Origin of the sequence: Sphingomonas crocodyli (genome assembly GCF_004005865.1) — a bacterium.
Taxonomy (GTDB): Bacteria; Pseudomonadota; Alphaproteobacteria; order Sphingomonadales; family Sphingomonadaceae; genus Rhizorhabdus; species Rhizorhabdus crocodyli.
In genome coordinates this window covers 206,751-228,557 of sequence record NZ_SACN01000004.1, presented here as the reverse complement: position 1 = coordinate 228,557, position 21,807 = coordinate 206,751, and the positions used below count along the sequence as shown (strand labels likewise).

Below are 21,807 nucleotides of genomic sequence, written 5' to 3'. Positions count from 1 at the left end.
ATCAAGTCCGGGGTCGCAATGACGAGAATAGGGAGTGAGGGGCAGCCTTCGGTTTGAAAGCAAGCCGCGGGAAGCATCGCGGCTTGATCCGGCCCATCCTGTGCGCACATTGAAACCGTGCCGAAGGATGAGTCCATGAACGCCATCACTCTCGACCCCCGCTGGGCGCGGATCGTCGCGCGCGACGCGGAGGACGATTTCGTCTTCTCGGTCGCCAGCACCGGCATCTATTGCCGCCCCGGCTGCCCTGCGCGCACGCCCAGCCCGAAGAACATCGCCTTCCACGACAGCCCCGCTGCCGCCGAGGCCGCCGGCTTCCGCGCGTGCAAGCGCTGCCTGCCCGATCAGCCGCCTCTGGCCGAACGCCACGCCGCCTTGATCGCCGAAGCCTGCCGCCGGATCGAGGCGGCCGAGGAGCCGCCGGTCCTCGCCGAACTTGCCGCCGCTGTCGGCCTCAGCCCGCACCATTTCCACCGGCTGTTCCGCAAGATCACCGGCCTCACGCCCAAGGGCTATGCCGATGCCCACCGCGCCGAAAAAGTGCGCGGCGCCTTGCAGGGCGGCGCTACCGTCACCGAGGCGCTCTACGAAGCCGGCTTCGGATCGAGCGGGCGTTTCTACGCCGCCGCCGACGGTGCGCTCGGCATGGCCCCGTCTCGTTTCGCCAAGGGTGGGCAGGGGGCCACGATCCGTTACGGCATCGGCCCCTCGTCGCTCGGCCTCGTGCTGGCGGCGGTCAGCGATCGGGGCGTCTGCTCGATCCTGCTCGGCGATGATGAAGGTGAACTCGAGGCCGAACTTGGGCGCCGTTTCCCCCGCGCCGCCCTCGTCGCCGATCCCGATCTGGGCGATACGGTCGCCGCCGTCACCGCGCTGGTCGAGGCGCCGGGGCGCGGGCTTTCGCTCCCGCTCGACATTCGCGGCACCGCTTTCCAACAGCAGGTCTGGGATGCGTTGCGGGCGATTCCGGCTGGCGAGACGCGCAGCTATGCGGATGTCGCCCGCGCGATCGGCAGCCCGCGTGCCGTCCGTGCGGTGGCGGGCGCCTGCGCCGCGAACAAGCTTGCGCTCGCCATTCCGTGCCACCGCGTCGTCCACGGCAATGGCGACGTCAGCGGCTATCGCTGGGGCACGGAGCGCAAGCGCGCGCTGCTGGCCCGCGAAAAACTGTCATAATCGACGCGATCGTCAGGAACTGATTCACATTAAGCCGCGTTCGACCCGGAAATAGGGAGTCGCCGCGCATGTCCTACGAGCTTTTCTTTCGCGAACCGGCTTCGGGCCGACTGATCGCCCGTCGCGCGCTGATTTCGTGCGATGATGATCAGGTGGCCCTGCGCGAAATGGCGCGGATGGTCGACAGCAGCGATGTCGAACTGTGGGATCATGGCCGCCTCGTCGCCGCGCTTCCCGCCGCCCGCCGTGGCGGCGCCACGATGCGGGCTGGGGCCGTAAGCCTGTGGGATCGGCTGAAAAGCTGGATCGGCGGCGCCCCGCTCAAGGGTCAGACTGCCTGATTTCGCGCTCGTGAAAGCCACGACCTTTGTGGCTTTCACCGTTACATGACGCTCGACTTGACTCTCGCTTGGCTGGAAGGTGTATAAGAACAAATAGAGAACAATCAGCCGTGTGAGTCGTCCTGTTTCATGTCCGCGTCCGATCATCTGCTGGCCTCGCTGCGCGCCCGGGTCGATGCGATCGAAGGCGCGAAGCCGCGCGAGACGAGCCGCTTCACCCTTGGCCATCCTGATCTCGATACCCGCCTTGATGGCGGCCTGCCGCTCGGCCGGCTCCATGAACTGTTCGCGGCCGAGCCGGGGGATCAGGCGGCGGCGATCGCCTTCGCGCTGATCCTTGCGATGCGTGGCGGCAACGGTCCGGTCGTCTGGGTGCGGCAGGATGATGCGGTGAAGGCTGCGGGCCGGCTCCATCCGCCGGGCCTCGTCGATCTCGGTTTCGATCCGTCGCGGCTGGTCGAGGTGCTGGCGCCCGACGAAAAGGCTCTGCTCCGCACCGCGGGCGATGCGGTGCGCTGCACTGATGTCGCCTTGCTGCTGATCGAGCCGGGTCGCGCGCCGCGTGCGATCGATCTCACCGCCACCCGGCGCCTCTCGGTTGCGGCTGAGGCTTCGGGTGTCACCGTCCTGCTGCTGCGCGGTTCGGGCGAACCCGCGCCCAGCGCCGCGCACAGCCGCTGGCGGGTCCGCGCGGTTCCCGCCGTTCCGCTGGCGGCCGATGCCCCCGGCCACAGCGCGATCGACCTCACCCTGCTCCGCCATCGCGGCGGTATCGCCGAATTCAGCCTCACCCTGGAGTGGAACCGTGACCAGCTCGCCTTCCGGGAGCCGGCGCTATCTGGCGCTGTGGTTCCCGTTCCTGCCCACCGACCGGCTATCGCGTGAGGGCGTTCATGCCCTCGCCACGGTGGAAAAGGTCAAGGGCGCGATGCGGCTCGCCGCCGTTTCGGCCGAAGGACTGTCGGTCGGCCTGGCCCCCGGCCTGACCCTCGCCGACGCCCGCGCCCGCATCCCCGGCGTCGCAGTGGCGGATGCCGATCCCTATGCCGACGGCCTCTGGCTCGAACGGATCGCCGATGGTTGCGATCGGTACACGCCTATGGTCGCGATCGACGGCGCGAACGGCCTGCTGCTCGATATCAGCGGCGCGGCGCATCTGTTCAGCGGGGAGGCGGGCTTGCAGGCGGACCTTCTTGCCCGCCTCGATCGGCTGGGGATGACCGCGCGCGCCGTGATCGCCGACACGCCCGACGCCGCCCACGCGCTCGCCCGCCACGGCGACGATATTGGCGCGCTCCCCGTCGCCGCCCTCGAACTCGATTCGGCCGAAACGGTCGCGCTGCGCCGTGCGGGCCTCAAACGGATCGCCGATCTTTCCGCACGTCCCTCCGCCCCGATCGCCGCGCGCTTTGGCGAGGCCGCGACCGATCGGCTCGCGCGGGTGACGGGCGCACGCGACATCCGCATCAGCCCGCGCCGCCCCGAACCCGCTCTGGTCGTCGAACGCCGCTTCGCCGAACCGATCGGCCACACCGATGCAGCGCTCGCCGCAGTCGAGGCGCTGGCGGGGGAGGCAGCGGGGATGCTCGAAGCGCGCCATCGTGGCGGCCGTCGGTTCGAGGCGCGGCTGTTCCGCACCGACGGCCTCGTCCGCGCGCTCCGGATCGAAACCGGCCTGCCGACGCGCGACGTGCCGCTGCTGATGCGGTTGTTTCGTGAGCGGATCGACGCGCTCGACGATCCGATCGATCCCGGCTTCGGCTTCGATCTCGTTCGCCTCGCCGTTCCCCGGGCCGAACCGCTCGCCCCGCTCCAACTCGCGCTCGAAGGCGGCACAATCGCCGAGGACGAACTGGCCCGCCTGATCGATCGCCTCTCCACCCGCCTCGGTCGCGATCGCGTGCGTCGCCACGCCCCACAGGATGCGCATATTCCCGAACAGGCGAGCTTCGCCTTTCCCGCTGCTGCCCCGCGCGCGATCGGCCCCTGGCCCTTGCCTGAACCGGGCGAACCGCCTTTACGCCCCGTCACCCTGTTCGATCCGCCCCAGCGCATCGATGTCACCGCCGGTGTCCCCGACGGCCCGCCCCAGCGCTTTCACTGGCGCCGCGCCGCGCATGAGGTGGTCCGCGCCGAAGGGCCGGAGCGGATCGGCGCTTTGTGGTGGCGTCGCGCCGACAATAAAGGCCGCACCCGCGATTATTACCGGGTCGAAGACAGCCACGGTCGCCGCTTCTGGCTGTTCCGTCACGGCCTCTATGGCCGCGAGACGGCGATGCCCGACTGGTATCTCCACGGCCTGTTCGCATGACCCGCTTCGCCGAAATGGTGGCCGCCACCAATTACAGCTTTCTGCGTGGGGCTTCTCCAGCTTCGGATATGGTGGCCGCGGCGCTGGGGCAGGGGCTGGCGGGTCTCGGCATCGCCGATCGCAACACCGTGGCGGGCGTGGTCCGTGCCTGGGATGCGTTGCGTGATGCCCGAAAGAAAGCGGAGGCCGCAGGCAAAGCCTTCATCCCCTTCAAACTCGCCTCGGGCGCGCGCCTCGTCTTCTGCGACGGCACGCCTGACATCGTCGCTTATCCCGCCACGCGCCACGGCTGGGGCCGGCTCTGCCGCCTGCTGACGACGGGCAATCGCCGCGCGATCAAGGGTGATTGCATCCTGCGCTTGGGCGATTTGCTCGATCATCTCGACGACCTCCTGCTGATCGTGATGCCAACCGAAACCTTCCTGCGCGAAGGCGAGGAAGGGGCACGTCCGCTACCGCCCGAGAAGATGGAAGGGGAGGAGGCTCGTCCCCGCCTATCGCTCGTCAGGCCAGCCCCGGATTTCGATCAATCGTGGGGCGAGGCACTTGAGGAGACGCTCCACCGTCTCAAGCGCCACGCGCCCCGCCGGATATGGCTTGGCGCCACCATCCCTTATGGCGGACGCGATCGGCGGCGGCTGGCGCGCCTCGCCACGATCGCCGGGGACACCGGCGTGCCGCTTCTCGCAACCTGCGACGCGCTCTATGCGACGCCCGATCAGCGCCCGCTCCACGATGTCGTCACCTGCATTCGTGAGGGCGTGAAGCTGGCCGATGCAGGCACCAAAATCGCCGCCAATGCCGAACGGCATATCAAGCCCGAAGCCGAGATGGACCGGATATTTCGCGATTATCCCAAAGCGGTTGACGAGGGGGCGAAGCTGCTCGACCGGATCGAATGGGACATCGGCTTTCTCAAATATGAGTATCCGCATGAGCCGGTGCCGGAGGGCTGGACCCCGCAGCGCTGGCTGATCCACCTCGTCATGCGGGGCGCGCGGGAACGTTATCCGACCTTCACCAAGGCGCATCGCGATCTGATCCGTACCGAGATCAGACTCGTCGGCACGGTGGGCTATGCTTATTATTTCCTGACCGTGCATGACGTTGTGCAGTTTGCGCGCGGTGAAGGGATATTGTGTCAGGGGCGCGGATCGGCGGCCAATTCGGTAATCTGCTACACGCTGGGCGTGACCGCGATCGATCCGGTCGAAAACAAGCTGCTTTTCTCCCGCTTCATCTCCGAAGACCGCAACGAGCCGCCCGATATCGACGTCGATTTCGAACATGAGCGGCGCGAAGAGGTGATGCAGTATATCTTCGATCGTTATGGCCGCCACCGGGCGGGCATAGCCGCGACGGTGATCCACTATCGCCCGCGCAGCACGGTGCGCGAGGTCGGCAAGGTGCTGGGGCTGAGCGAGGACATCACCGCGCGCATCAGCTCCACCGTGTGGGGCAGCTATGGCTCGCGCATGGAGGAGGGGCGCTACGAACAGGCGGGCCTCGATCCGGGCAATGTCGAGATCGCCCGGCTGGGGATGATCGTCGCCCAGCTGCTCGAATATCCGCGTCATTTGTCGCAGCATGTCGGCGGCTTCGTGCTGACCGAAAGGCGGCTCGACGAACTGGTGCCGATCCACAATGCCGCGATGGACGATCGCACCTTCATCGAATGGGACAAGGACGATATCGACGCGCTCGGCCTGATGAAGGTCGATGTGCTCGCGCTTGGCATGCTCACCTGCATCCGCAAGGCGTTCGACCTGATCGATCGGCATGGCGCCCGCAAATATGCGCTGCATACGATCCCGGCGGATCAGCCGGACGTCTATGACATGCTATGCAAAGGCGACAGCATCGGGGTGTTCCAGGTCGAAAGCCGTGCGCAGATCAACATGCTGCCGCGCCTGCAGCCGCGCACGCTCTACGATCTTGCGGTGCAGGTCGCGATCGTGCGGCCTGGGCCGATCCAGGGCGGGATGGTCCACCCCTATCTCAAGCGGCGCAAGGAGCAGCGGCAGCCCAATCCGCCGAAGATCACCTATCCCGCGCCGTCGCGCGAACATGGGGAACCGGACGAACTGGTCGATGTGCTGGGCAAGACGCTGGGCGTTCCGCTGTTTCAGGAACAGGCGATGAAACTCGCGATCGTCGCGGCGAAGTTCACCGATGCCCGCGCCAACCAGTTGCGCCGCGCGATGGCGACCTTTCGCAACGTCGGGACGATGCCCGAGTTCGAAACCGAGATGATCGAAGGGATGGTCGGGCGCGGCTATCCCCGCGATTTCGCGCAAGCCTGCTTCGCGCAGATCAAGGGGTTCGGCAGCTATGGCTTCCCTGAAAGCCATGCGCAGTCCTTCGCGTTGCTCGTCTATGTCTCGTCCTACATCAAGTGCCGCTATCCGGCCGCCTTCGCTTGCGCTTTGCTCAATTCGCAGCCGATGGGATTCTATGCCCCCGCGCAGATCATTCGTGATGCGCAGGAACATGATGTCGAAATCTTCGAAGCCGACATCAATTCGAGTTTCTGGGACAACAGCCTGGAACCTGTCGGCAACATGCTCGCGCTGCGCATCGGGTTGCGGCAGGTCGATGGGTTTCGGGAGGATTGGGCGAAGGCGATGGCCGAGGCCCGCGTCGTGCGCCCCTTCACCAGCGTCGAGGAACTGGCCCGCCGTGCCGGGTTGCCGGGGCGGGCGATGCGGTTGCTGGCGGATGCGGATGCGTTCCGGTCGATCGGGCTCGATCGGCGCAAGGCGCTGTGGGAGGTGCGGCGGCTGCCGACGGGGGCGCTCCCCCTGTTCGATTTCGCGCGCGCGGCCGAATTGGGGGCGGAGCCGGACATGGCCTTGCCCGACATGCCACTGAGCGAGGAGGTGGCCGCCGATTATCAGGTGACGCGCCTGTCGCTGAAGGGGCATCCGATGCAGTTTCTGCGGCCGCTCTTCGCAGGGGAGGGGGTGCTGTCCTGCAAGGAGGCGGACCAGGCGAAGAACGGGAGGCGCGTGCGGGTAGCGGGCGTGGTGCTGGTGCGGCAGCGGCCGGGCGAGGGGAAGGCGATCTTCATCACGATCGAGGACGAGACCGGGATCGTCAACGTGCTGCTCTGGGCGCGCATCTTCGAAAACCAACGACGTCAGGTCATGTCGGCGCGGCTGATGGAGGTTGAGGGCGAGATCCAGCGCAGCCCCGAAGGCGTCGTCCACCTGATGGGCGCGACCGTGATCGATCGCACCGTCGAGTTGGGGCGCCTGTCCGAGGACCATCAGCCGATGATCGAGCCGCTGCGCGCCGACGTCTTCGCCCATCCGCAACTGCCGCGCCATGCGGTACCGCGCGGCCGCCATCCGCGCGACGTGCGGATATTGCCGCCGTCGCGTGATTTTCATTAGTTTGATCCGGTACCGCCCCAAGGTTCAGCTTCGCTGAACCTGCCTCAAGAGCCTATTTGCTTTCGAACTTGTCCTGTGGCGGCAGGCCGGCCCGCGCGCCTTCGGGGCTTTGCAGCCAGCGCAGGGCAGGCTTGTCGTCGTTGAAGACGGCGCGCCAGAAGGCGGTGGTGATCGCGATCACGGTGTCGCGGATATGCGGGGTCGGTTCACGATCGCTGCTGCCCGCGGAGAAGCTCTGGCCGGCGAACATCGCATGGGTGCCGCCTTCCATCACGAGCAGGAATTTGTCGCCCGGCGGCATCAGCCGATAGGGCGACTGGCGCTGCAGCGCGGTCACCGCGATCACGTTCGGGATCGCATCCTGCGTGCCCGTTACCGACAGGAACGGGATGCGGATGTTAGCAAAGGCCGCCTCGGGCGATCCGGTGAGCGGTGGCGAGGGGCTGAAGCCCACGGCGGCGCGAATGCGCGGATCGGCCAGAGGGGGCTCGAACGGCGTCGGGAAGCTCTGACCCACCACGGCCAAAGTGGTCTGCGCGCCAAAGCTGTGGCCGGCCATGCCGATTCGGGTCGGATCGATCCGGCGCAGCTCGCACCTTCCTTCGAATGGCTTGCGGCCGACTTCGTTGAGCGCGAATTGCACGTCGCGGGCGCGGGCGGCAAGCTGGGTGCTGTTGAGCGCCGACTTGAAGTCGGGCTTGCCGAACAGGGCGCTGTCGCTGCCCGCATGCTGCAGGTTGATCACCGCAAAGCCCTGCGTCGCCCAGGCATGCGCCCACATCGTGCCCGCTTCCAGCGAACCGCCCAGGCCGTGGCTGAAGACGATCAGCGGCACCTTGCCGCGGCCGGCGGGCATCCGGATCCGCACCGGCACTTCGCGCGACCGCGCGGCATCGAGCCACACGGCGTCGCACAGGGTGATCGGAAGGATAGCCGCCTGCGCCGCGACCGGCAGGATCAGGGCAGAGAGGATCAGGCACGCGCGTAACAATCGCATGACGCCACTCTAGCCCGAAATCGGACGGATTCGGCAAGCCACAAGCTGGACCGCGGACAAAGAAAAAGGGCCCCGCCGAAGCGGAGCCCTTTCCTGTCCCGAAGGAACCCGTTCCTTAGAAGGAGAAGCGGGCGCCCACGCGGATCGCATAGAGCGACTGACGCGTGTAGATCTGGTCGCTCGGTGCCGACTGCGGCATCGAGTAACGATACTGCTGACAGGCCTGCGCCGTGGTGGTCGCAGCCGTGCCGGTCATGCCCGGCGCCGTCTGCGGCGTGGTCAGGCACTGCACGCGGGCAGCGACGATGTTGTACGGGAACTGATACTCGCGGATCTGACCCCAGTTCTTGTTCAGGAAGTTGGTGAAGTTCTCCACGTCCGCGAACAGGGTGATGCGCGACTTGCCGCCCAGGAATGCCGGGATTTCCTGCGACAAGTGCAGATCGATACGGGTGAACCAGCGCGAGTTGAACTTGTTGCGCGGTGCGATCTTGCCACGGTACTTCTTCAGATCCGAGGAGTTGATCAGGTTCTCCATATAGGTCTGGGTCGCCAGGCTGTCATAGGTAACCAGCGGGTCGTTCGTGCCCGTCGGTACATAGAGCAAGTAGCGCGAGTTGCTGCCGGCCGTGCCGAAGATCGGGCTGCGGGCGTTCGACAGATCCTGGAAGGTCCAGCTGTACGGACGGCCGATGCGGGTTTCACCGAACAGCGCGACAGTCGTCTTATAGTCGCCGAAGAAGGCGTGCTGATAGTCGACGCTATACTTGAACGCATACTTCACTTCGTCGTTCGAAGTGCCGTAGGCCGCGCCATTGGCATCGAGGAACGCGCCATTGCCATAGTTCGACGACGCGGTCGACGACGTGGCGGGGGTGGCGTCCTTGATGTTCTGGTAGGTGAAGCTGAACATGTGGCTCAGCCCGAAGTCCCAGCTCTTGTTGACGCGGGCGACGGCGACGTAGCTGCGGCCCTTCTTGGTGTTGGTCAGGAACAGATCCTGATTGGTATCGGTGAAGGCGATGCCCGGAACATTGGCATAGCGAACACGGCCATCCGGGGTCCGCAGCGCCGTCGGCACCACGCGCAGATCGGTGAAGTAAACCTGGTTCTGCACGGCCGAGTAGAACAGGTCGGCGCCGAAGTTCCAGGTGCCGAGCGTGCTGCCCAGATCGGCGTCATAATCGGCCGAGAAGGTGGCACGCAGCTGCGAAGGAACCTTGAAGTTCGGATCCAGCGCGTTGGTGGGCGCCGCCGCAGAGCTGGTTGCGCTCGACAGAAGGGTATTCGCCGCCGTCGGGATCGTGGTGCCGTTCACGCCGTTCAGGATCGCATTGCCCTGCGCCAGCGTGGCGCCGTTGATGCCGCCGCTGCTGAGACGACGAACGTCGATGCTGTTCGACAGGAAGCCGGTGTTCGAGAAGCTGTTCGAGACGTAAACGTCCGGCGAACCGCCCGAGAAGACACCGACGCCGCCACGGAGGCTCAGACGCGCGGTAGGCTTGAAGTCGATGCCCAGACGCGGCTGCCACACGCCACGGCCCGAAATATAAGCCGTGTTGGCGAAGCCGAAGCGGTTGACGAAGTTCGAGTTGAGCGCCGGACGGCTATGACCACCGAACGTGTCGTAGCGCATGCCGTAGACGATCGTCAGCATGTCGTTGACGCGCCAGTTGTCCTGGATGCCGAAGGTGTAGGACTGATAGCGGAACTGCGCAGCCGCGTCGTCTGGGTTCAGCGACGGCACGGCGTTCTGATAACGCAGGCGCTGGGCATTGCCCGCCTGGAAATCGGCGATCGAGTCGAAATAATAATCGCCGGCGGTGCGCTGCACGAACAGGTTGAAGATCTTCGTGTCCTGAATGTCGGCGAACACGCGGATATCGTGATCGTCCTTCTTCAGGCGCGCCTGAACGAGACCGCCATAGGTGCGGCTGGTGAGCGTGTTCGACTGACGCGAGACATCCGGACCGATCGAGACGCTGGCGAAGCCCGACTGACATTCGGTCGCGACCGCATCGGCAGCGCCGGCAGCATTGCGATCCGAGGTCGGCGCGGTGCAGACCTGCATCTGGGCGAAGCCGCGACCCAGGATCGGATCCTGAGCGCGCTTATAGTCCTTGTAGAAGCCGCGGACTTCGGTGGAGAAATCGTCGCTCCATTCGGAGTTGATCTGCGCGACGCCGGTGTGCAGCCGGTTCCCCGAAATATAGCCGTTCGATTCGAGGCCGAGGCCCTGGGCACCGGTGGTGAAGGCGTTCTGGACGAGCTTAATCGAGTCCTTGTTGTAGGTGTAGGTCAACGAGGCGCGGTGCTGATCCGACAGGTTGGCGTCGAGCTTGGCAACGAGGCGATCGTCGCGATCGTCCGAGTTCTTGAGCACGCCGCCGGCTTCGTAATTATAGCGGCTCTGTGCGATCGACGTGACCTGATCGACCTGTGCCTGGGTCAGGTTCGAGATCGAGGTGCCGCCATTGTTGTCGCGCGGACCTTCGGGGATCGGGGTGCCCGCGCGAACGCGCTCACCGGCGACCATGAAGAACAGGCGGTCCTTGATGATCGGGCCCGAAATCTCGGCGCCGTAATTCTCGACCTTGAAGTTCGGCAGGGTGACACGGCCGGTCGGCGCGCCGGGGCCCGCCTTGGTCTTCTTGCCGGTCAGTTCGTCGGCCGAATAGGAATAGAAGCCGGTGCCGTGGAACTCGTTGGTGCCCGACTTCAGAATGACGTTGATCGCGCCGCCCTGGAAGTTGCCTTCGCGGACGTCATAGGGCGCGACCTTGGTCTGGAACTGGCCAATGGCGTCCAGCGGGATCGGCGAGCGGCGGCTGGGAAGACCATCCGGGTTGAGGCCGAAATTGTCGGTGACCGGCACGCCGTCGACCGAGAAGCGGTTGAAGCGCGCGTTCTGGCCAGCGAACGAAACGGCGCGGCCACCCGACGGGGTGTCATCGAGGCGCGCGAACGGATCGCGGCGCATCAGGTCGCGGACGTCGCGATTGATCGACGGGATCTTGGCGATCTCGCGCTCGGTCAGCAGCGTTGCCGGGCCCTGCGAAACGGTGCGCGCACCCGGCAGCTTGGCCGCGGTCACGACGATGGCGTCGCCTTCGGAGACGAGGTCGACCGGCAGATCATAGGGCTGGCCAATGACCGTGAAAATGTCGGTGACGGTGGTTTCCGGCTTGCCGGGAGCGGCGATGGCGACGTTGAACGGGCCACCGACGCGCAGACCGGCGGCGGTGAAGGTGCCGTTCGCATCGGTCGTCGCCGTGCTCTTTGTGCCCGACGGAATGTGCGTGATGGTGATCGCAGCGTTGCTGACAGCAGCGCCGCCTTCAGTAACCGTACCACGAATCGTGGAGGTCGTTTCCTGCGCCATAGCCGGCGCGGTCGCCACGATGGCGACGGCGATTGCGCCCGCGGCGCAGCCCAATGAGAAATTACGCATTTTATGTTCCCCTGTAGTCCCGAACGACGCGCAACGTTGTGCAGTGCAACAATTTTCTACGTTCGAAGTCGGGCACCCTGCGACAGGCTTACTGCCCTAGGTCCGTGGCCCTAGTGACGATATGTGACAGGTTTGTGGCAAAAAATCGCCACCTCTTTTGCAATGCGGCGAGATTCGTTGCGACGCGGCGGAGTTGGGAGATTTCTGCGATTTATCGATCGGTGCAGATCTGCGGAAACCCGCCCCCTGATGCAAAAATGCCACGCTTCGTTAATGGTCAGACGGGCAGTCGGGTGGTGAGCTTTACCTCCTCCAGCACGGCATAGGTCCGCGTCTCGCGCACGCCCGGCATGGCGGTCAGGATCTCGCCCAAGAAGGTGCGATAGGCGGCCATGTCGCTCACCCGCACCTTCAGCAGATAATCGAATCCGCCCGCGACCATGTGGCATTCCAGAACCTGCGGCACGCGCTGCACATGGCCGGCAAAGGCGGCGAAGACGTCGTCTGTCGTGCGATCGAGCAGCACTTCGATGAAGATCAGCAGCGCCTGATCGAGCTTTTCGGGATCGAGCAGCGCGGTGTAGCCCGATATTACGCCGCGTTCGCGCAGCCGTTTCACCCGATCGAAGCAGGCGGCAGGGGAGAGACCGCACCGTTCGCTCAACGCCTGATTCGTGATCCGCCCGTCTTCCTGGAGGACGCGGAGGAGCCGGCGGTCGACATCGTCGATGGGAAGGTTCTTCGAATCTGCGGCCGGCATTCTTCGATTCCTTCGGTGTGGTGCCCAAACATGCGAAGCACATTCGGCATAATCGCCCCTAAAATCCGGTTCAATCGGACAAATGGAGTGAGCGATGCCGCTGTCGGCCTGGGATGCAATCGACGACGCCAAATATGCGGACGAGGCCGATGTGGTCCGCGCGCTGCTCGACGCGCGCCCGCTGTCGGACGATGCGCGCCGTGCGATCGTTGGTGAGGCGGTGGCGCTGGTCGAACAGGCGCGGGCTTCGACGAAGAAGCAGGGCGTGGTCGAAAGCTTCCTCCAGCAATTCTCGCTGGGCACGCGCGAGGGGCTGGCGTTGATGTGCTTGGCCGAAGCGCTGCTGCGCACGCCCGATGCCGACACGCGCGATCGGCTGATCGCCGAAAAGATCGGATCGGCCGACTGGGCAAGCCATATCGGCAAGTCGGACAGCCTGTTCGTCAACGCATCGACCTGGGGGCTGATGCTCACCGGGCGGCTGATCGACGTCGATGACGAGGCCAAGAGCGACCTCGGCGGCTTCCTGAAGCGGATGACCGCGCGGCTGGGCGAACCGGTGATTCGGCAGGCGGTGGGCGCGGCGGTGAAGATGATGGGCGAGCAGTTCGTCCTTGGCCGCACAATCGGCGATGCGCTCGCCCGGTCGAAGAAGGAGGGCTATCTCTGCTCGTTCGACATGCTGGGCGAAGGCGCGCGCACCGCGGCCGACGCGGCGCGGTATGAGGGCATCTATGCCGACGCGATCGAAGCGGTCGGCAAGGCATCGAACGGGGCGGGGCCGGAACTGGGCCACGGCGTTTCGGTCAAGCTGTCGGCTTTGTCGCCGCGTTATGAGGCGGTGCAGGAGGCCCGCGTCTGGGACGAACTCTATCCGCGTGTGAAGCGGCTCGCGCAAATCGCGGCGCACTATAACCTCAACTTCGCGATCGATGCGGAGGAGGCGGATCGCCTCGTCATCTCGCTCAAGTTGGTCGAGCGGCTGGTGAAGGAGCCGTTCTTCGGCGAGTGGCAGGGGCTGGGTGTGGTCGTTCAGGCCTATCAGAAGCGCGGGCCTCAGGTGATCGACGGCCTCGCGCGGCTGGCGCGCGAGAGCGGCCGGCGGATCATGGTGCGGCTGGTCAAGGGCGCCTATTGGGATAGCGAGATCAAGAAGGCGCAGGTCGCCGGTCGCCCCGACTATCCGGTGTTCACCACCAAGGCAGCCACCGATCTGAGCTACCTCGTCTGCGCCCGCGCGCTGATCGCGGCCGCACCCGATCTCTATCCGCAATTCGCCAGCCACAATGCGCATACGCTCGCGGCGGTCCGGCATATGGCGGCGCAGGCCGGCGTGACGATCGAGCATCAGCGGCTGCACGGTATGGGCGAGGCGCTCTATCGCGCGGCGGAGAAGCACTATGGCCCGCTCAGGCTACGCGCTTATGCGCCGGTGGGCGGGCATGAGGAATTGCTGCCCTATCTGGTACGCCGCCTGCTCGAAAATGGTGCGAATACCAGCTTCGTGCATGCGCTGTTGGACGAGAAGGTGCCCGCCGATCTGGTGGTCGCCGATCCAATCGCAGCGGTCGAGGCGCATCCGCGCGGCCATGCGCGCATCCCGCTGCCCGCCGACATTTACGGCCCGTCGCGTCGCAATCCGCTGGGCCGTGACTATAGCCGGGCGATCGAGCGCGATGTGGCGGATCGATCGGCGGCCTTGATCGGCGGCGAACGGCCCGGCGCGGGCGCGATCGTCGGCGGTCGGTTGATCGCCGCGCATCAATCGCCTGTCACCAGCCCGTCGGATCGCGGGCGCGTGATCGGCTATGTCGCCGATGCGACGACGGCCGATATCGATGCGGCCATCACACTCGCCCGCAAGGCGCAGCCCGAATGGAATGCGATCGGCGGCGCAGGGCGTGCGGCGATGCTGCGGGCGATGGGCAATGCGCTCGATGCGCATATGGACTCGTTCGTCGCCCTGCTGTCGCTGGAGGCGGGCAAGACGCTCAATGACGGCGTGGCCGAAGTGCGCGAGGCGGTCGATTTCTGCCGCTATTATGCCGATCTGGCCGAACGGCAGTTCGGCGCGCCCACACCTTTGCCGGGGCCTGTCGGGGAAACCAACCAGCTCGAGCTGGCTGGGCGTGGCGTCTTCGCCTGCATCTCGCCGTGGAACTTCCCGCTCGCCATCTTCACCGGGCAGATCGCTGCTGCGCTCGCGGCCGGAAACGCTGTCCTCGCCAAGCCGGCGGAGCAGACTCCGTTGGTCGCGGCGAAGGCAGTACTGCTGTTTCATGCAGCTGGCCTCGATCCCGCCTTGCTTGCGCTGCTGCCTGGTGACGGGGCGAAGGTGGGGGCCGCGATCGTCAACCATCCGGGGATCGACGGGGTCGCGTTCACCGGTGGCACCGAGACGGCGTGGGCGATCAACCGCTCGCTCGCCGCGCGCAACGGGCCGATCGTGCCGCTGATCGCGGAGACCGGCGGCCTCAACGGCATGTTCGTCGATACGACTGCGCTGCGCGAACAGGTGGTCGACGACGTCATCCTGTCGGCCTTCGGATCGGCGGGGCAGCGTTGTTCGGCGCTGCGGCTGCTGTTCGTGCCGCATGACAGCGCAGACGAGATGATCGCGACGCTCAAGGGCGCGATGGATGCGCTGGTGATCGGTGATCCGGCCAATCCGTCGACCGATGTCGGCCCGGTGATCGATGCCGAGGCGCGGCAGGCCTTGGTCACGCACCGCGAGCGGCTGGCGCGTGAAGCGACGATCCTGCACGGCTGCGCGGCGCCAGAGGGCGGCGATTTCTTCGGCCCGCTGCTGGCGGAGATTCCCTCGGCCGACTTCCTCGAACGCGAAGTGTTCGGGCCGATCCTGCATGTCGTCCGCTACGATCCGGCCGATCTCGATGCGGTCGCGACCAAGCTGGCGTCGCGCGGCTATGGGCTGACTTTGGGCATCCACAGCCGGATCGAGGGTTTTGCCGAGCGCGTCCGTGCGCTGGTGCCGGCGGGCAACGTCTATGTAAACCGGTCGATCATCGGCGCGGTCGTGGGTGTGCAGCCCTTCGGCGGCGAAGGGCTATCGGGCACCGGGCCGAAGGCCGGCGGGCCGCATGCGTTGCTGCGTTATGCGACCGAACGGGCGCTGTCGGTCAACATCACCGCGCAGGGCGGCGATCCGGCGTTGCTCAACCTCTGAGCCTTGCGCTGCGCGTTGCGACTGGCGAACCGGAAGAACCAGGCGACCAGCGCGCAGCCGATCGAACCTTCCCCCAAAGCTTTTCCCTGCATCGAATACCCCCATATGATGCCGGGGTGATTCTCTCGCACGAACCGGTGACAGCGGCATGACAGGACCGCTTTGGGTGCTGTTCGGCGGCGTGCTGGGGGGCGTGATCGGCAGCTTTCTGGCGACCCTTATCCTGCGCTGGCCGGCAGGGCGATCGATCGCGCAGGGGCGATCGGCCTGCGACGGCTGTGGGGCGCCGATCGATCCGGTGCGGATGGTGCCGATCCTCAGCTTCGCGCTGGCGCGGGGGCAGGCCGGGTGCTGCGGCACGCGGATCGATCCGAGTCATCCGATCGTCGAGATATTGGCGGCGCTGATCGGTGCGCTGGCTTTCACGATCGCGCCGCCGATCGAGGCCGCAGCCGGGGCTGTGTTCGGCTGGCTGCTGCTGACGCTCGCCTTGCTAGACCTGCGCCACTTCTGGCTGCCCGATCGACTGACTATCCCGTTGCTGGCGTTCGGGCTGATCGGAGGGCTGGCGGGCATCGGTCCCCCGCTGGACGACCGGCTGATCGGAATGGTCGGGGGCTATGTGGCGCTGGAGGCGGTGCGGATCGGCTATGCCAAAGTGCGCGGCCGCGAGGGGCTGGGGCGTGGCGATGCCAAGCTGTTTGCCGCGATCGGCGCGTGGCTCGGCTGGCGCGCCATGCCGGTCGTGCTGCTGCTTGCAAGCCTGATCGGGCTGGGCATGGTGTTGGGCCTCATGCTCATGAAGCGTGCGCCGAACCGCACCGATCGACTGCCGCTGGGCACCTGTCTCTGCCTCGCCGCGTGGCCCGTCTGGGGAACGAGCGCGATCCTCTCCGCGTTGTGGCGGTCGCAAACATGAGAGGAGATCGTCATGGCCGAAGTGAAGAGCGACGATCATGTCGTCGTCGAAAAGAGCAGCATGAACGTTGCCGGCATCATCGCCGCGATCGCGCTGCTGTTGCTGGTTCTGGGTATCCTGAAGTTCCTGGGCGTCTCGCCGCTCTGATCGTTCGGGCGGGCTGAATGGCGCATTGGATCGAGGCATCGCCGCGCGGGATCTATGTCCGGCCGGCCGATGCCTGGATCGATCCTTCGACACCGGTCGATCGCGCGCTCGTGACGCACGGTCATGCCGATCATGCGCGCGGTGGGCATGGCAATGTCTGGGCGACGGCCGAAACGCTCGCGATCATGGCGCTGCGTTATGGCACGCACGAAGGCACGCCGGTCGCTTATGGCGAGACGGTGTCGCTGGGCGGCGTCGATGCGACATGGGTGCCCGCGGGCCATGTTCTCGGCTCCGCGCAGATCCTGCTCGAACATGCTGGCGAGAGGATCGTCGTCACCGGCGATTATAAGCGCCGCGCCGATCCGACCTGCGCGCCGTTCGAGCCGATCCCCTGCGACATCTTCATCACCGAGGCGACCTTCGGCTTGCCGGTGTTTCGCCATCCCCCGATCGAACAGGAGATCGACAAGCTGCTGGGCGCGCTCCAAGCCGCGCCCGATCGTTGCGTGCTGGTCGGCGCCTATGCGCTCGGCAAGGCGCAGCGCGTGATCGCCGAACTGCGCGCGCGGGGGCATCACGATCCGATCTACATCCACGGCGCGATGGAACGGATGTGCGATCTCTATCGCGACTTCGGGATCGATCTGGGCGAACTCGCGCCCGCCACCGCCGCCTCGGCCGATCAGATGCGCGGCAAGATCGTGGTGTCGCCGCCGTCCGCGCTCAACGATCGCTGGTCACGGCGGCTGCCCGAACCGATCACTGCGATGGCATCGGGCTGGATGCGGGTGCGGCAGCGCGCTCGGCAGAAGAATGTCGAACTGCCGCTCGTTATCTCCGATCATGCCGATTGGGACGAACTGACCGCAACGATCCGCGAGGTCGCACCGACCGAAACCTGGGTCACGCATGGCCGCGAGGAAGGGCTCGTCCACTGGTGCGAGACGCATCAGATGAAGGCGCGCGCGCTCGCGCTGGTCGGTTATGAAGACGAGGACGAGGGGTGATGCGGGAGGTCTCCTCCCTCGGATCGCAAAAAGTTTCCTATAGGAAACTTTTCCACCGCCCCGGCGCATCCTGAAATGCGGGCCTTTTCCCAACTCCTTGACGGCCTCGTCTATACGCGCTCGCGCAATGCTAAGCTGGCGCTGATCGCGGCCTATATGCGCGATGCGCCCGATCCCGATCGCGGTTGGGCGCTTGCGGCGCTGACGGGCGATCTCAACATTCCGGCGGTCAAGGCATCGGCGATCCGCGCGATCGTCGAAGAACGGGTCGATCCGGTGCTGTTCGCGATGAGCCGCGATTATGTCGGCGATCTGGCCGAGACGGTGTCTTTGCTCTGGCCGAAGCGGATCGATCAGCCTGCCGAGATCGACGACGGTTCGCTCACTTTGTCGGCGGTGATCGATCGGCTGATGAAGCTCGGTCGGGCGGAGGCGCCGGGCGTGCTGGGCGAGATGCTCGACCATCTCGATGCAAGCGGGCGGTTTGCGCTCCTCAAGTTAGCGACCGGTGGCCTGCGTGTCGGCATCTCGGCGCGGCTGGCCAAGACCGGCTTCGCGCAGGCGTTCGGCCTTGATGTCGATGCGGTCGAGGAGGTGTGGCACGCACTCGCTCCGCCTTATGCGGAGCTGTTCGCTTGGGGGAGCGGCGGCGCGAAGCCCGATCCGCGCGGAACCCCCTTCTTCCGCCCCTTCATGCTCGCGCACCCGCTGGAGGATGGCGAGGTCGATCTGGCCGACTATGTCGCCGAGTGGAAATGGGACGGCATTCGCGTCCAGATCGTCGGCACGGGCGATCAGGTGCGGCTCTACAGCCGCGCGGGCGACGACATCACCGCCACTTTTCCCGACGTCGCCGAAGCGTGCGCGGGGATCCACGCGGTGCTCGACGGCGAATTGCTTGTGCAAGGCGAAGCGCAGGGAACGGCGGAGCACGGCGGTGCGGCGGCCTCGTTCAACGCGCTTCAGCAAAGGCTGGGGCGCAAGACCGTATCGGCAAAGATGCTGTCGGATTATCCGGCCTTCGTGCGCCTCTACGACATTCTGCTCGATGGCGACGAGGATCTGCGCGAACTCGGGTGGAGCGAGCGGCGCAAGCGGCTGGAGGGGTTTGCGAGCAAACTTGATCCGTCGCGCTTCGATGTTTCGGCGATCATCGAGGCGGCGGACTTTGCCGCGCTTGCCGACATCCGCCTCGGCAGCCGCGATGCGGCGATCGAGGGGGTGATGCTCAAGCGGCGCGACAGCCCCTATGTCGCAGGGCGGCGCACTGGCCTGTGGTATAAATGGAAGCGCGATCCGCTGACCGTCGACTGCGTGATGATGTATGCGCAGCGCGGGCACGGGAAGCGATCAAGCTTCTATTCGGATTATACGCTGGGCTGCTGGTCGGACGATCCGGCGGCGGGCGGTGAATTGCTGCCGGTCGCGAAAGCCTATTCGGGCTTCACCGACGAAGAATTGAAGTGGCTCGACGGCTTCGTGCGCAACCACACGCTCAACCGCTTCGGGCCGGTGCGTGAGGTGGAGAAATCGCTGGTGATGGAGGTCGCGTTCGACAGCGTCCACGACAGTCGCCGCCACAAATCGGGGGTCGCGATGCGCTTCCCCCGCATCGCCCGCATCCGCCGCGACAAGCCCGCCGAGGAGGCGGACCGGATCGAGACGCTCAAGGCGATGATCAGCTAGCGATCAGTCCAAATAGGCGAATTCGAGATTGCCCCAGCGCCGGCCGCGCACGCGGAACGGCATTGCGATCGACTTGACCGGGCGATAGCGCCCGCCGCCCAGCGGCTGGCGATAGGTTTCGAGCGTGAAGGGCGCGTCGCTGCGCAGGTTCGCCGCGGTCTGATCGTCCATGAAACTGCGGCGGTTGCGGCAATGTTCGGCATTCCACAGCGGGTCCGGCCCCTGCGGCTGCGATTTGGCGCTGATGTGGGTCGGCAGATAGCCGCTCATATCGACCAATGCGGTTGCGAGGACACGCCGATCGGCCTCGACCGCGCGATCGATGATCGGGCGGATACGCGCATCGGCGAAGGGCACGAATCGGGTCAGATATTGTTTGGGGTTCGATCCTTCGATCGGCACATAGCGATTGTCGAACAGGGTCGCCTCGTCGAGTTCGCCGCTGTCCAGCGCATCCTCGATCACGCGTTCGATCGCGCGCAAGGTGCGCCGTGCCTGATCGACGAAGGGGGTGTCGGCGGTCGGCACGCCGGTCTGCGAAACGAGGTTGAGCAGGCCGTTCGACATGCGTTCCAGGCTCGCCAGGCGATCGCTGGCGTTGCGCAGCGCGCCGCTGTTTGTCTGGGCGGCTTCGCTCAGACCAGTCAGGCCGGTTTCGAGATCGTGGACGTTGCGGCGGATCGCGAGCGAGCCCGAGGCGATGTTGTCGGTACGCACGTCGAGTTCGTCGACGAAGCTGAGCGTCTCGCCCAGCATGTCGGACAAGGCGGCGGTCCGCTGCCGCGCCTCGCCGCCGCTGGCAACGCCCGCGTCGATTTCGGCACCGATGCCCTTGGCCTCGCGCGACAGGCGATCGATGGTCTGCGCGATCTTGTCGGTAGCTGCGCGGGTATCGCCGGCCAGTTTTTTGACCTCACCCGCCACCACCGCGAAGCCGCGACCCGCCTCACCGGCGCGCGCGGCCTCCAGCGTCGCGTTGAGCGCGAGCAGGCTCGTCTGCCGCCCGATCGTGTCGATGGTCTGCGCGACCTTCTGGACCTCGCGCAACGCTTCTTCGAGAAGCTCCATCCGATCGCCCAGGCGGACGACAAGGTCGGTCAGGCCGCCGAAGGTTTCGATCGCATCCTCGACGACGGGCTTGGATCCGAGCAGATGGCTGCGCGCCTGGCCCGCATATTCGTGCGCCTGCGCCGAAGCTTCGGCCACTTGCTGCTGTTCGTTGAGCAGCGAGGTCGCCGCCTTCTGAAGCTTGCCGATCAGGTCGGTCTGTTCGGCGATCTCCTCACCGACATGGACGATCTTGCCCCCGACATCGCTGCATTCGATGGCGAAGCGTCCGCACCCGGCCGCGATCCGTTCGATCGCGGTCTGCAACTCGTCCGATGTCACCGGCGTCATGGTCGCAATGGGCGTATGCTTCATCCTTTCGTCTTACCGTCACAAAGGTTAACGGAGTCTTCCGACGCATCGTCACTTTCGCCAAAGTCCGGCGGTTTCGGCGATGGCGGAACCGACCTTCGTCCCATGCTTTGAATCGCCTCCGTCACGTCGGAGGACAAAGCATGGCCGCGCGCGCTTATTGGCAAGGTCAGATCCGCCTCGCACTGGTCTCGATTCCGGTCGAGATCTACAGCGCGACCAAGAGTTCGGCGCAGATCGCCTTCCACCAAGTTCACGAACCTTCGGGCAAGCGGATCAAGCTGCAGAAGACCGTGCCAGGCATTGGCCCGGTCGATGTCGACGAGATCGTGAAAGGTTATGAGATCGAGAAGGGCGAATATGTCCTGCTCGAACAGGATGAGATTGATGCGGTGAAGCTGGAGAGCAAGCGCACGCTCGAACTCACCCAGTTCGTCGACGCGAACGAGATCGACGTCCTCTATTATGAAAAGCCTTATTTCGTCGTGCCGGCGGACGAACTGGCCGAGGATGCGTTCATCGTGCTGCGTGAGGCGCTGCGGAAGACGCGCAAGGTCGGGCTTGGCCAGTTGGCAATGCGCGGGCGCGAATATGTGGTGAGCCTGAAGCCGTGCGGGCGCGGCATGGTGCTGGAGACGTTGCGCTACGCCGATGAGGTCAACAAGGCGCAGGGCTATTTCCGCGATATCCCCGATCACAAGCCCGATGCCGACCTGCTCGAACTGGCCGAGACGCTGATCGAGAAGAAGAGCGCGAAGTTCGACGCGAAGGAATTCCATGATCGCTATGTCGATGCGCTCAAAGGGCTGATCGAGAAGAAGCGCAAGGCTAAGGGCAAGCGGATCATCGAGGATAAGAGCGAACCCGCGCCCGCCGGCCGCAAGGGCAATGTCATCGATCTGATGGCCGCGCTCAAGAAGTCGGTCGAGGGCGGCAAGGCGCCGGCGAAGAAGGCGCCCGCGCGCAAGGCACCCGCCGCCAAGGCGCCGGCCCGCAAGCGCGCCTGAT

15 protein-coding genes are annotated in these 21,807 nt (G+C 65.7%); 11 read left to right on the top strand and 4 right to left on the bottom strand.

Annotation, left to right across the window (positions count from 1 at the left end):
• Positions 1–135: 135 nt before the first annotated feature.
• From ada to EOD43_RS21055, 5 genes are all read left to right on the top strand, one after another.
• Positions 136–1,176 (top strand): bifunctional DNA-binding transcriptional regulator/O6-methylguanine-DNA methyltransferase Ada, encoded by a 1,041-nt coding sequence (ada, locus tag EOD43_RS21075; protein ID WP_127746110.1) that lies wholly within the window; start codon positions 136–138, stop codon positions 1,174–1,176.
• A 68-nt stretch (positions 1,177–1,244) separates the two neighbouring features.
• Complete coding sequence (locus tag EOD43_RS21070) at positions 1,245–1,517, top strand: hypothetical protein (RefSeq protein ID WP_127746108.1); 273 nt, start codon at positions 1,245–1,247, stop codon at positions 1,515–1,517.
• Positions 1,518–1,646: 129 nt separating this feature from the next.
• Entirely contained in the window at positions 1,647–2,402 is a 756-nt protein-coding gene (locus EOD43_RS21065; RefSeq protein ID WP_127746106.1) for an ImuA family protein, read from the top strand.
• Positions 2,323–3,828, top strand: a complete 1,506-nt coding sequence (locus EOD43_RS21060) for a Y-family DNA polymerase (protein WP_127746104.1) — start codon at positions 2,323–2,325, stop codon at positions 3,826–3,828. Before EOD43_RS21065 ends, EOD43_RS21060 begins: the two co-directional genes overlap by 80 nt.
• A complete protein-coding gene (locus tag EOD43_RS21055) occupies positions 3,825–7,223 on the top strand; it encodes an error-prone DNA polymerase (RefSeq protein WP_127746102.1) in 3,399 nt (1,132 codons plus the stop codon). The genes EOD43_RS21060 and EOD43_RS21055 overlap by 4 nt, the downstream gene beginning before the upstream one ends.
• A gap of 52 nt (positions 7,224–7,275) precedes the next feature.
• On the opposite strand, the gene EOD43_RS21050 is transcribed toward EOD43_RS21055, so the two are convergent.
• From EOD43_RS21050 to EOD43_RS21040, 3 genes are all read right to left on the bottom strand, one after another.
• Positions 7,276–8,220 carry an alpha/beta hydrolase family protein gene (locus EOD43_RS21050; RefSeq protein ID WP_127746100.1) on the bottom strand — a complete coding sequence of 315 codons (945 nt, stop codon included), beginning with the start codon at positions 8,218–8,220 and terminating at the stop codon, positions 7,276–7,278.
• A 115-nt stretch (positions 8,221–8,335) separates the two neighbouring features.
• The gene (locus EOD43_RS21045) at positions 8,336–11,671 is read right to left on the bottom strand and encodes a TonB-dependent receptor (RefSeq protein ID WP_127746098.1); all 3,336 of its coding nucleotides are present in this window, start codon (positions 11,669–11,671) and stop codon (positions 8,336–8,338) included.
• A 277-nt stretch (positions 11,672–11,948) separates the two neighbouring features.
• Positions 11,949–12,431, bottom strand: a complete 483-nt coding sequence (locus tag EOD43_RS21040; RefSeq protein WP_127746096.1) for an Lrp/AsnC ligand binding domain-containing protein — start codon at positions 12,429–12,431, stop codon at positions 11,949–11,951.
• Between the two features lie 94 nt (positions 12,432–12,525).
• Between EOD43_RS21040 and putA the strand changes: the two genes are divergently transcribed.
• The 5 genes from putA (at position 12,526) to EOD43_RS21020 (ending at position 19,380) form a co-directional block, all read left to right on the top strand.
• The gene (gene putA / locus EOD43_RS21035) at positions 12,526–15,618 is read left to right on the top strand and encodes a bifunctional proline dehydrogenase/L-glutamate gamma-semialdehyde dehydrogenase PutA (RefSeq protein WP_127746093.1); all 3,093 of its coding nucleotides are present in this window, start codon (positions 12,526–12,528) and stop codon (positions 15,616–15,618) included.
• A gap of 148 nt (positions 15,619–15,766) precedes the next feature.
• On the top strand, positions 15,767–16,537 hold the full coding sequence (locus tag EOD43_RS21030; protein WP_127746091.1) for a prepilin peptidase: 771 nt from the start codon (positions 15,767–15,769) through the stop codon (positions 16,535–16,537).
• 12 nt (positions 16,538–16,549) lie between these two features.
• Positions 16,550–16,684, top strand: coding sequence for a hypothetical protein (locus tag EOD43_RS24105; RefSeq protein WP_276318215.1), 135 nt, complete (start codon positions 16,550–16,552; stop codon positions 16,682–16,684).
• Positions 16,685–16,701: 17 nt separating this feature from the next.
• Positions 16,702–17,694: a ligase-associated DNA damage response exonuclease gene (locus EOD43_RS21025; RefSeq protein ID WP_127746089.1), complete on the top strand. Its 993-nt coding sequence runs from the start codon at positions 16,702–16,704 to the stop codon at positions 17,692–17,694.
• A gap of 75 nt (positions 17,695–17,769) precedes the next feature.
• The gene (locus tag EOD43_RS21020) at positions 17,770–19,380 is read left to right on the top strand and encodes a cisplatin damage response ATP-dependent DNA ligase (RefSeq protein WP_127746087.1); all 1,611 of its coding nucleotides are present in this window, start codon (positions 17,770–17,772) and stop codon (positions 19,378–19,380) included.
• A gap of 3 nt (positions 19,381–19,383) precedes the next feature.
• Here the strand turns inward: EOD43_RS21020 and EOD43_RS21015 are convergent, their stop codons facing one another.
• Positions 19,384–20,802, bottom strand: coding sequence for a methyl-accepting chemotaxis protein (locus EOD43_RS21015; RefSeq protein ID WP_127746085.1), 1,419 nt, complete (start codon positions 20,800–20,802; stop codon positions 19,384–19,386).
• 140 nt (positions 20,803–20,942) lie between these two features.
• Between EOD43_RS21015 and ku the strand changes: the two genes are divergently transcribed.
• Positions 20,943–21,806, top strand: coding sequence for a non-homologous end joining protein Ku (gene ku / locus EOD43_RS21010; RefSeq protein WP_127746078.1), 864 nt, complete (start codon positions 20,943–20,945; stop codon positions 21,804–21,806).
• Position 21,807 lies beyond the last annotated feature (1 nt).

Coding starts and splice junctions, on each gene's coding strand:
- ada (WP_127746110.1), top strand. CDS start 136: ATGAACGCCATCACTCTCGACCCCCGCTGGGCGCGGATCGTCGCGCGC.
- EOD43_RS21070 (WP_127746108.1), top strand. CDS start 1,245: ATGTCCTACGAGCTTTTCTTTCGCGAACCGGCTTCGGGCCGACTGATC.
- EOD43_RS21065 (WP_127746106.1), top strand. CDS start 1,647: ATGTCCGCGTCCGATCATCTGCTGGCCTCGCTGCGCGCCCGGGTCGAT.
- EOD43_RS21055 (WP_127746102.1), top strand. CDS start 3,825: ATGACCCGCTTCGCCGAAATGGTGGCCGCCACCAATTACAGCTTTCTG.
- EOD43_RS21050 (WP_127746100.1), bottom strand. CDS start 8,220: ATGCGATTGTTACGCGCGTGCCTGATCCTCTCTGCCCTGATCCTGCCG.
- EOD43_RS21045 (WP_127746098.1), bottom strand. CDS start 11,671: ATGCGTAATTTCTCATTGGGCTGCGCCGCGGGCGCAATCGCCGTCGCC.
- EOD43_RS21040 (WP_127746096.1), bottom strand. CDS start 12,431: ATGCCGGCCGCAGATTCGAAGAACCTTCCCATCGACGATGTCGACCGC.
- putA (WP_127746093.1), top strand. CDS start 12,526: ATGCCGCTGTCGGCCTGGGATGCAATCGACGACGCCAAATATGCGGAC.
- EOD43_RS21030 (WP_127746091.1), top strand. CDS start 15,767: ATGACAGGACCGCTTTGGGTGCTGTTCGGCGGCGTGCTGGGGGGCGTG.
- EOD43_RS24105 (WP_276318215.1), top strand. CDS start 16,550: ATGGCCGAAGTGAAGAGCGACGATCATGTCGTCGTCGAAAAGAGCAGC.
- EOD43_RS21025 (WP_127746089.1), top strand. CDS start 16,702: ATGGCGCATTGGATCGAGGCATCGCCGCGCGGGATCTATGTCCGGCCG.
- EOD43_RS21020 (WP_127746087.1), top strand. CDS start 17,770: ATGCGGGCCTTTTCCCAACTCCTTGACGGCCTCGTCTATACGCGCTCG.
- EOD43_RS21015 (WP_127746085.1), bottom strand. CDS start 20,802: ATGAAGCATACGCCCATTGCGACCATGACGCCGGTGACATCGGACGAG.
- ku (WP_127746078.1), top strand. CDS start 20,943: ATGGCCGCGCGCGCTTATTGGCAAGGTCAGATCCGCCTCGCACTGGTC.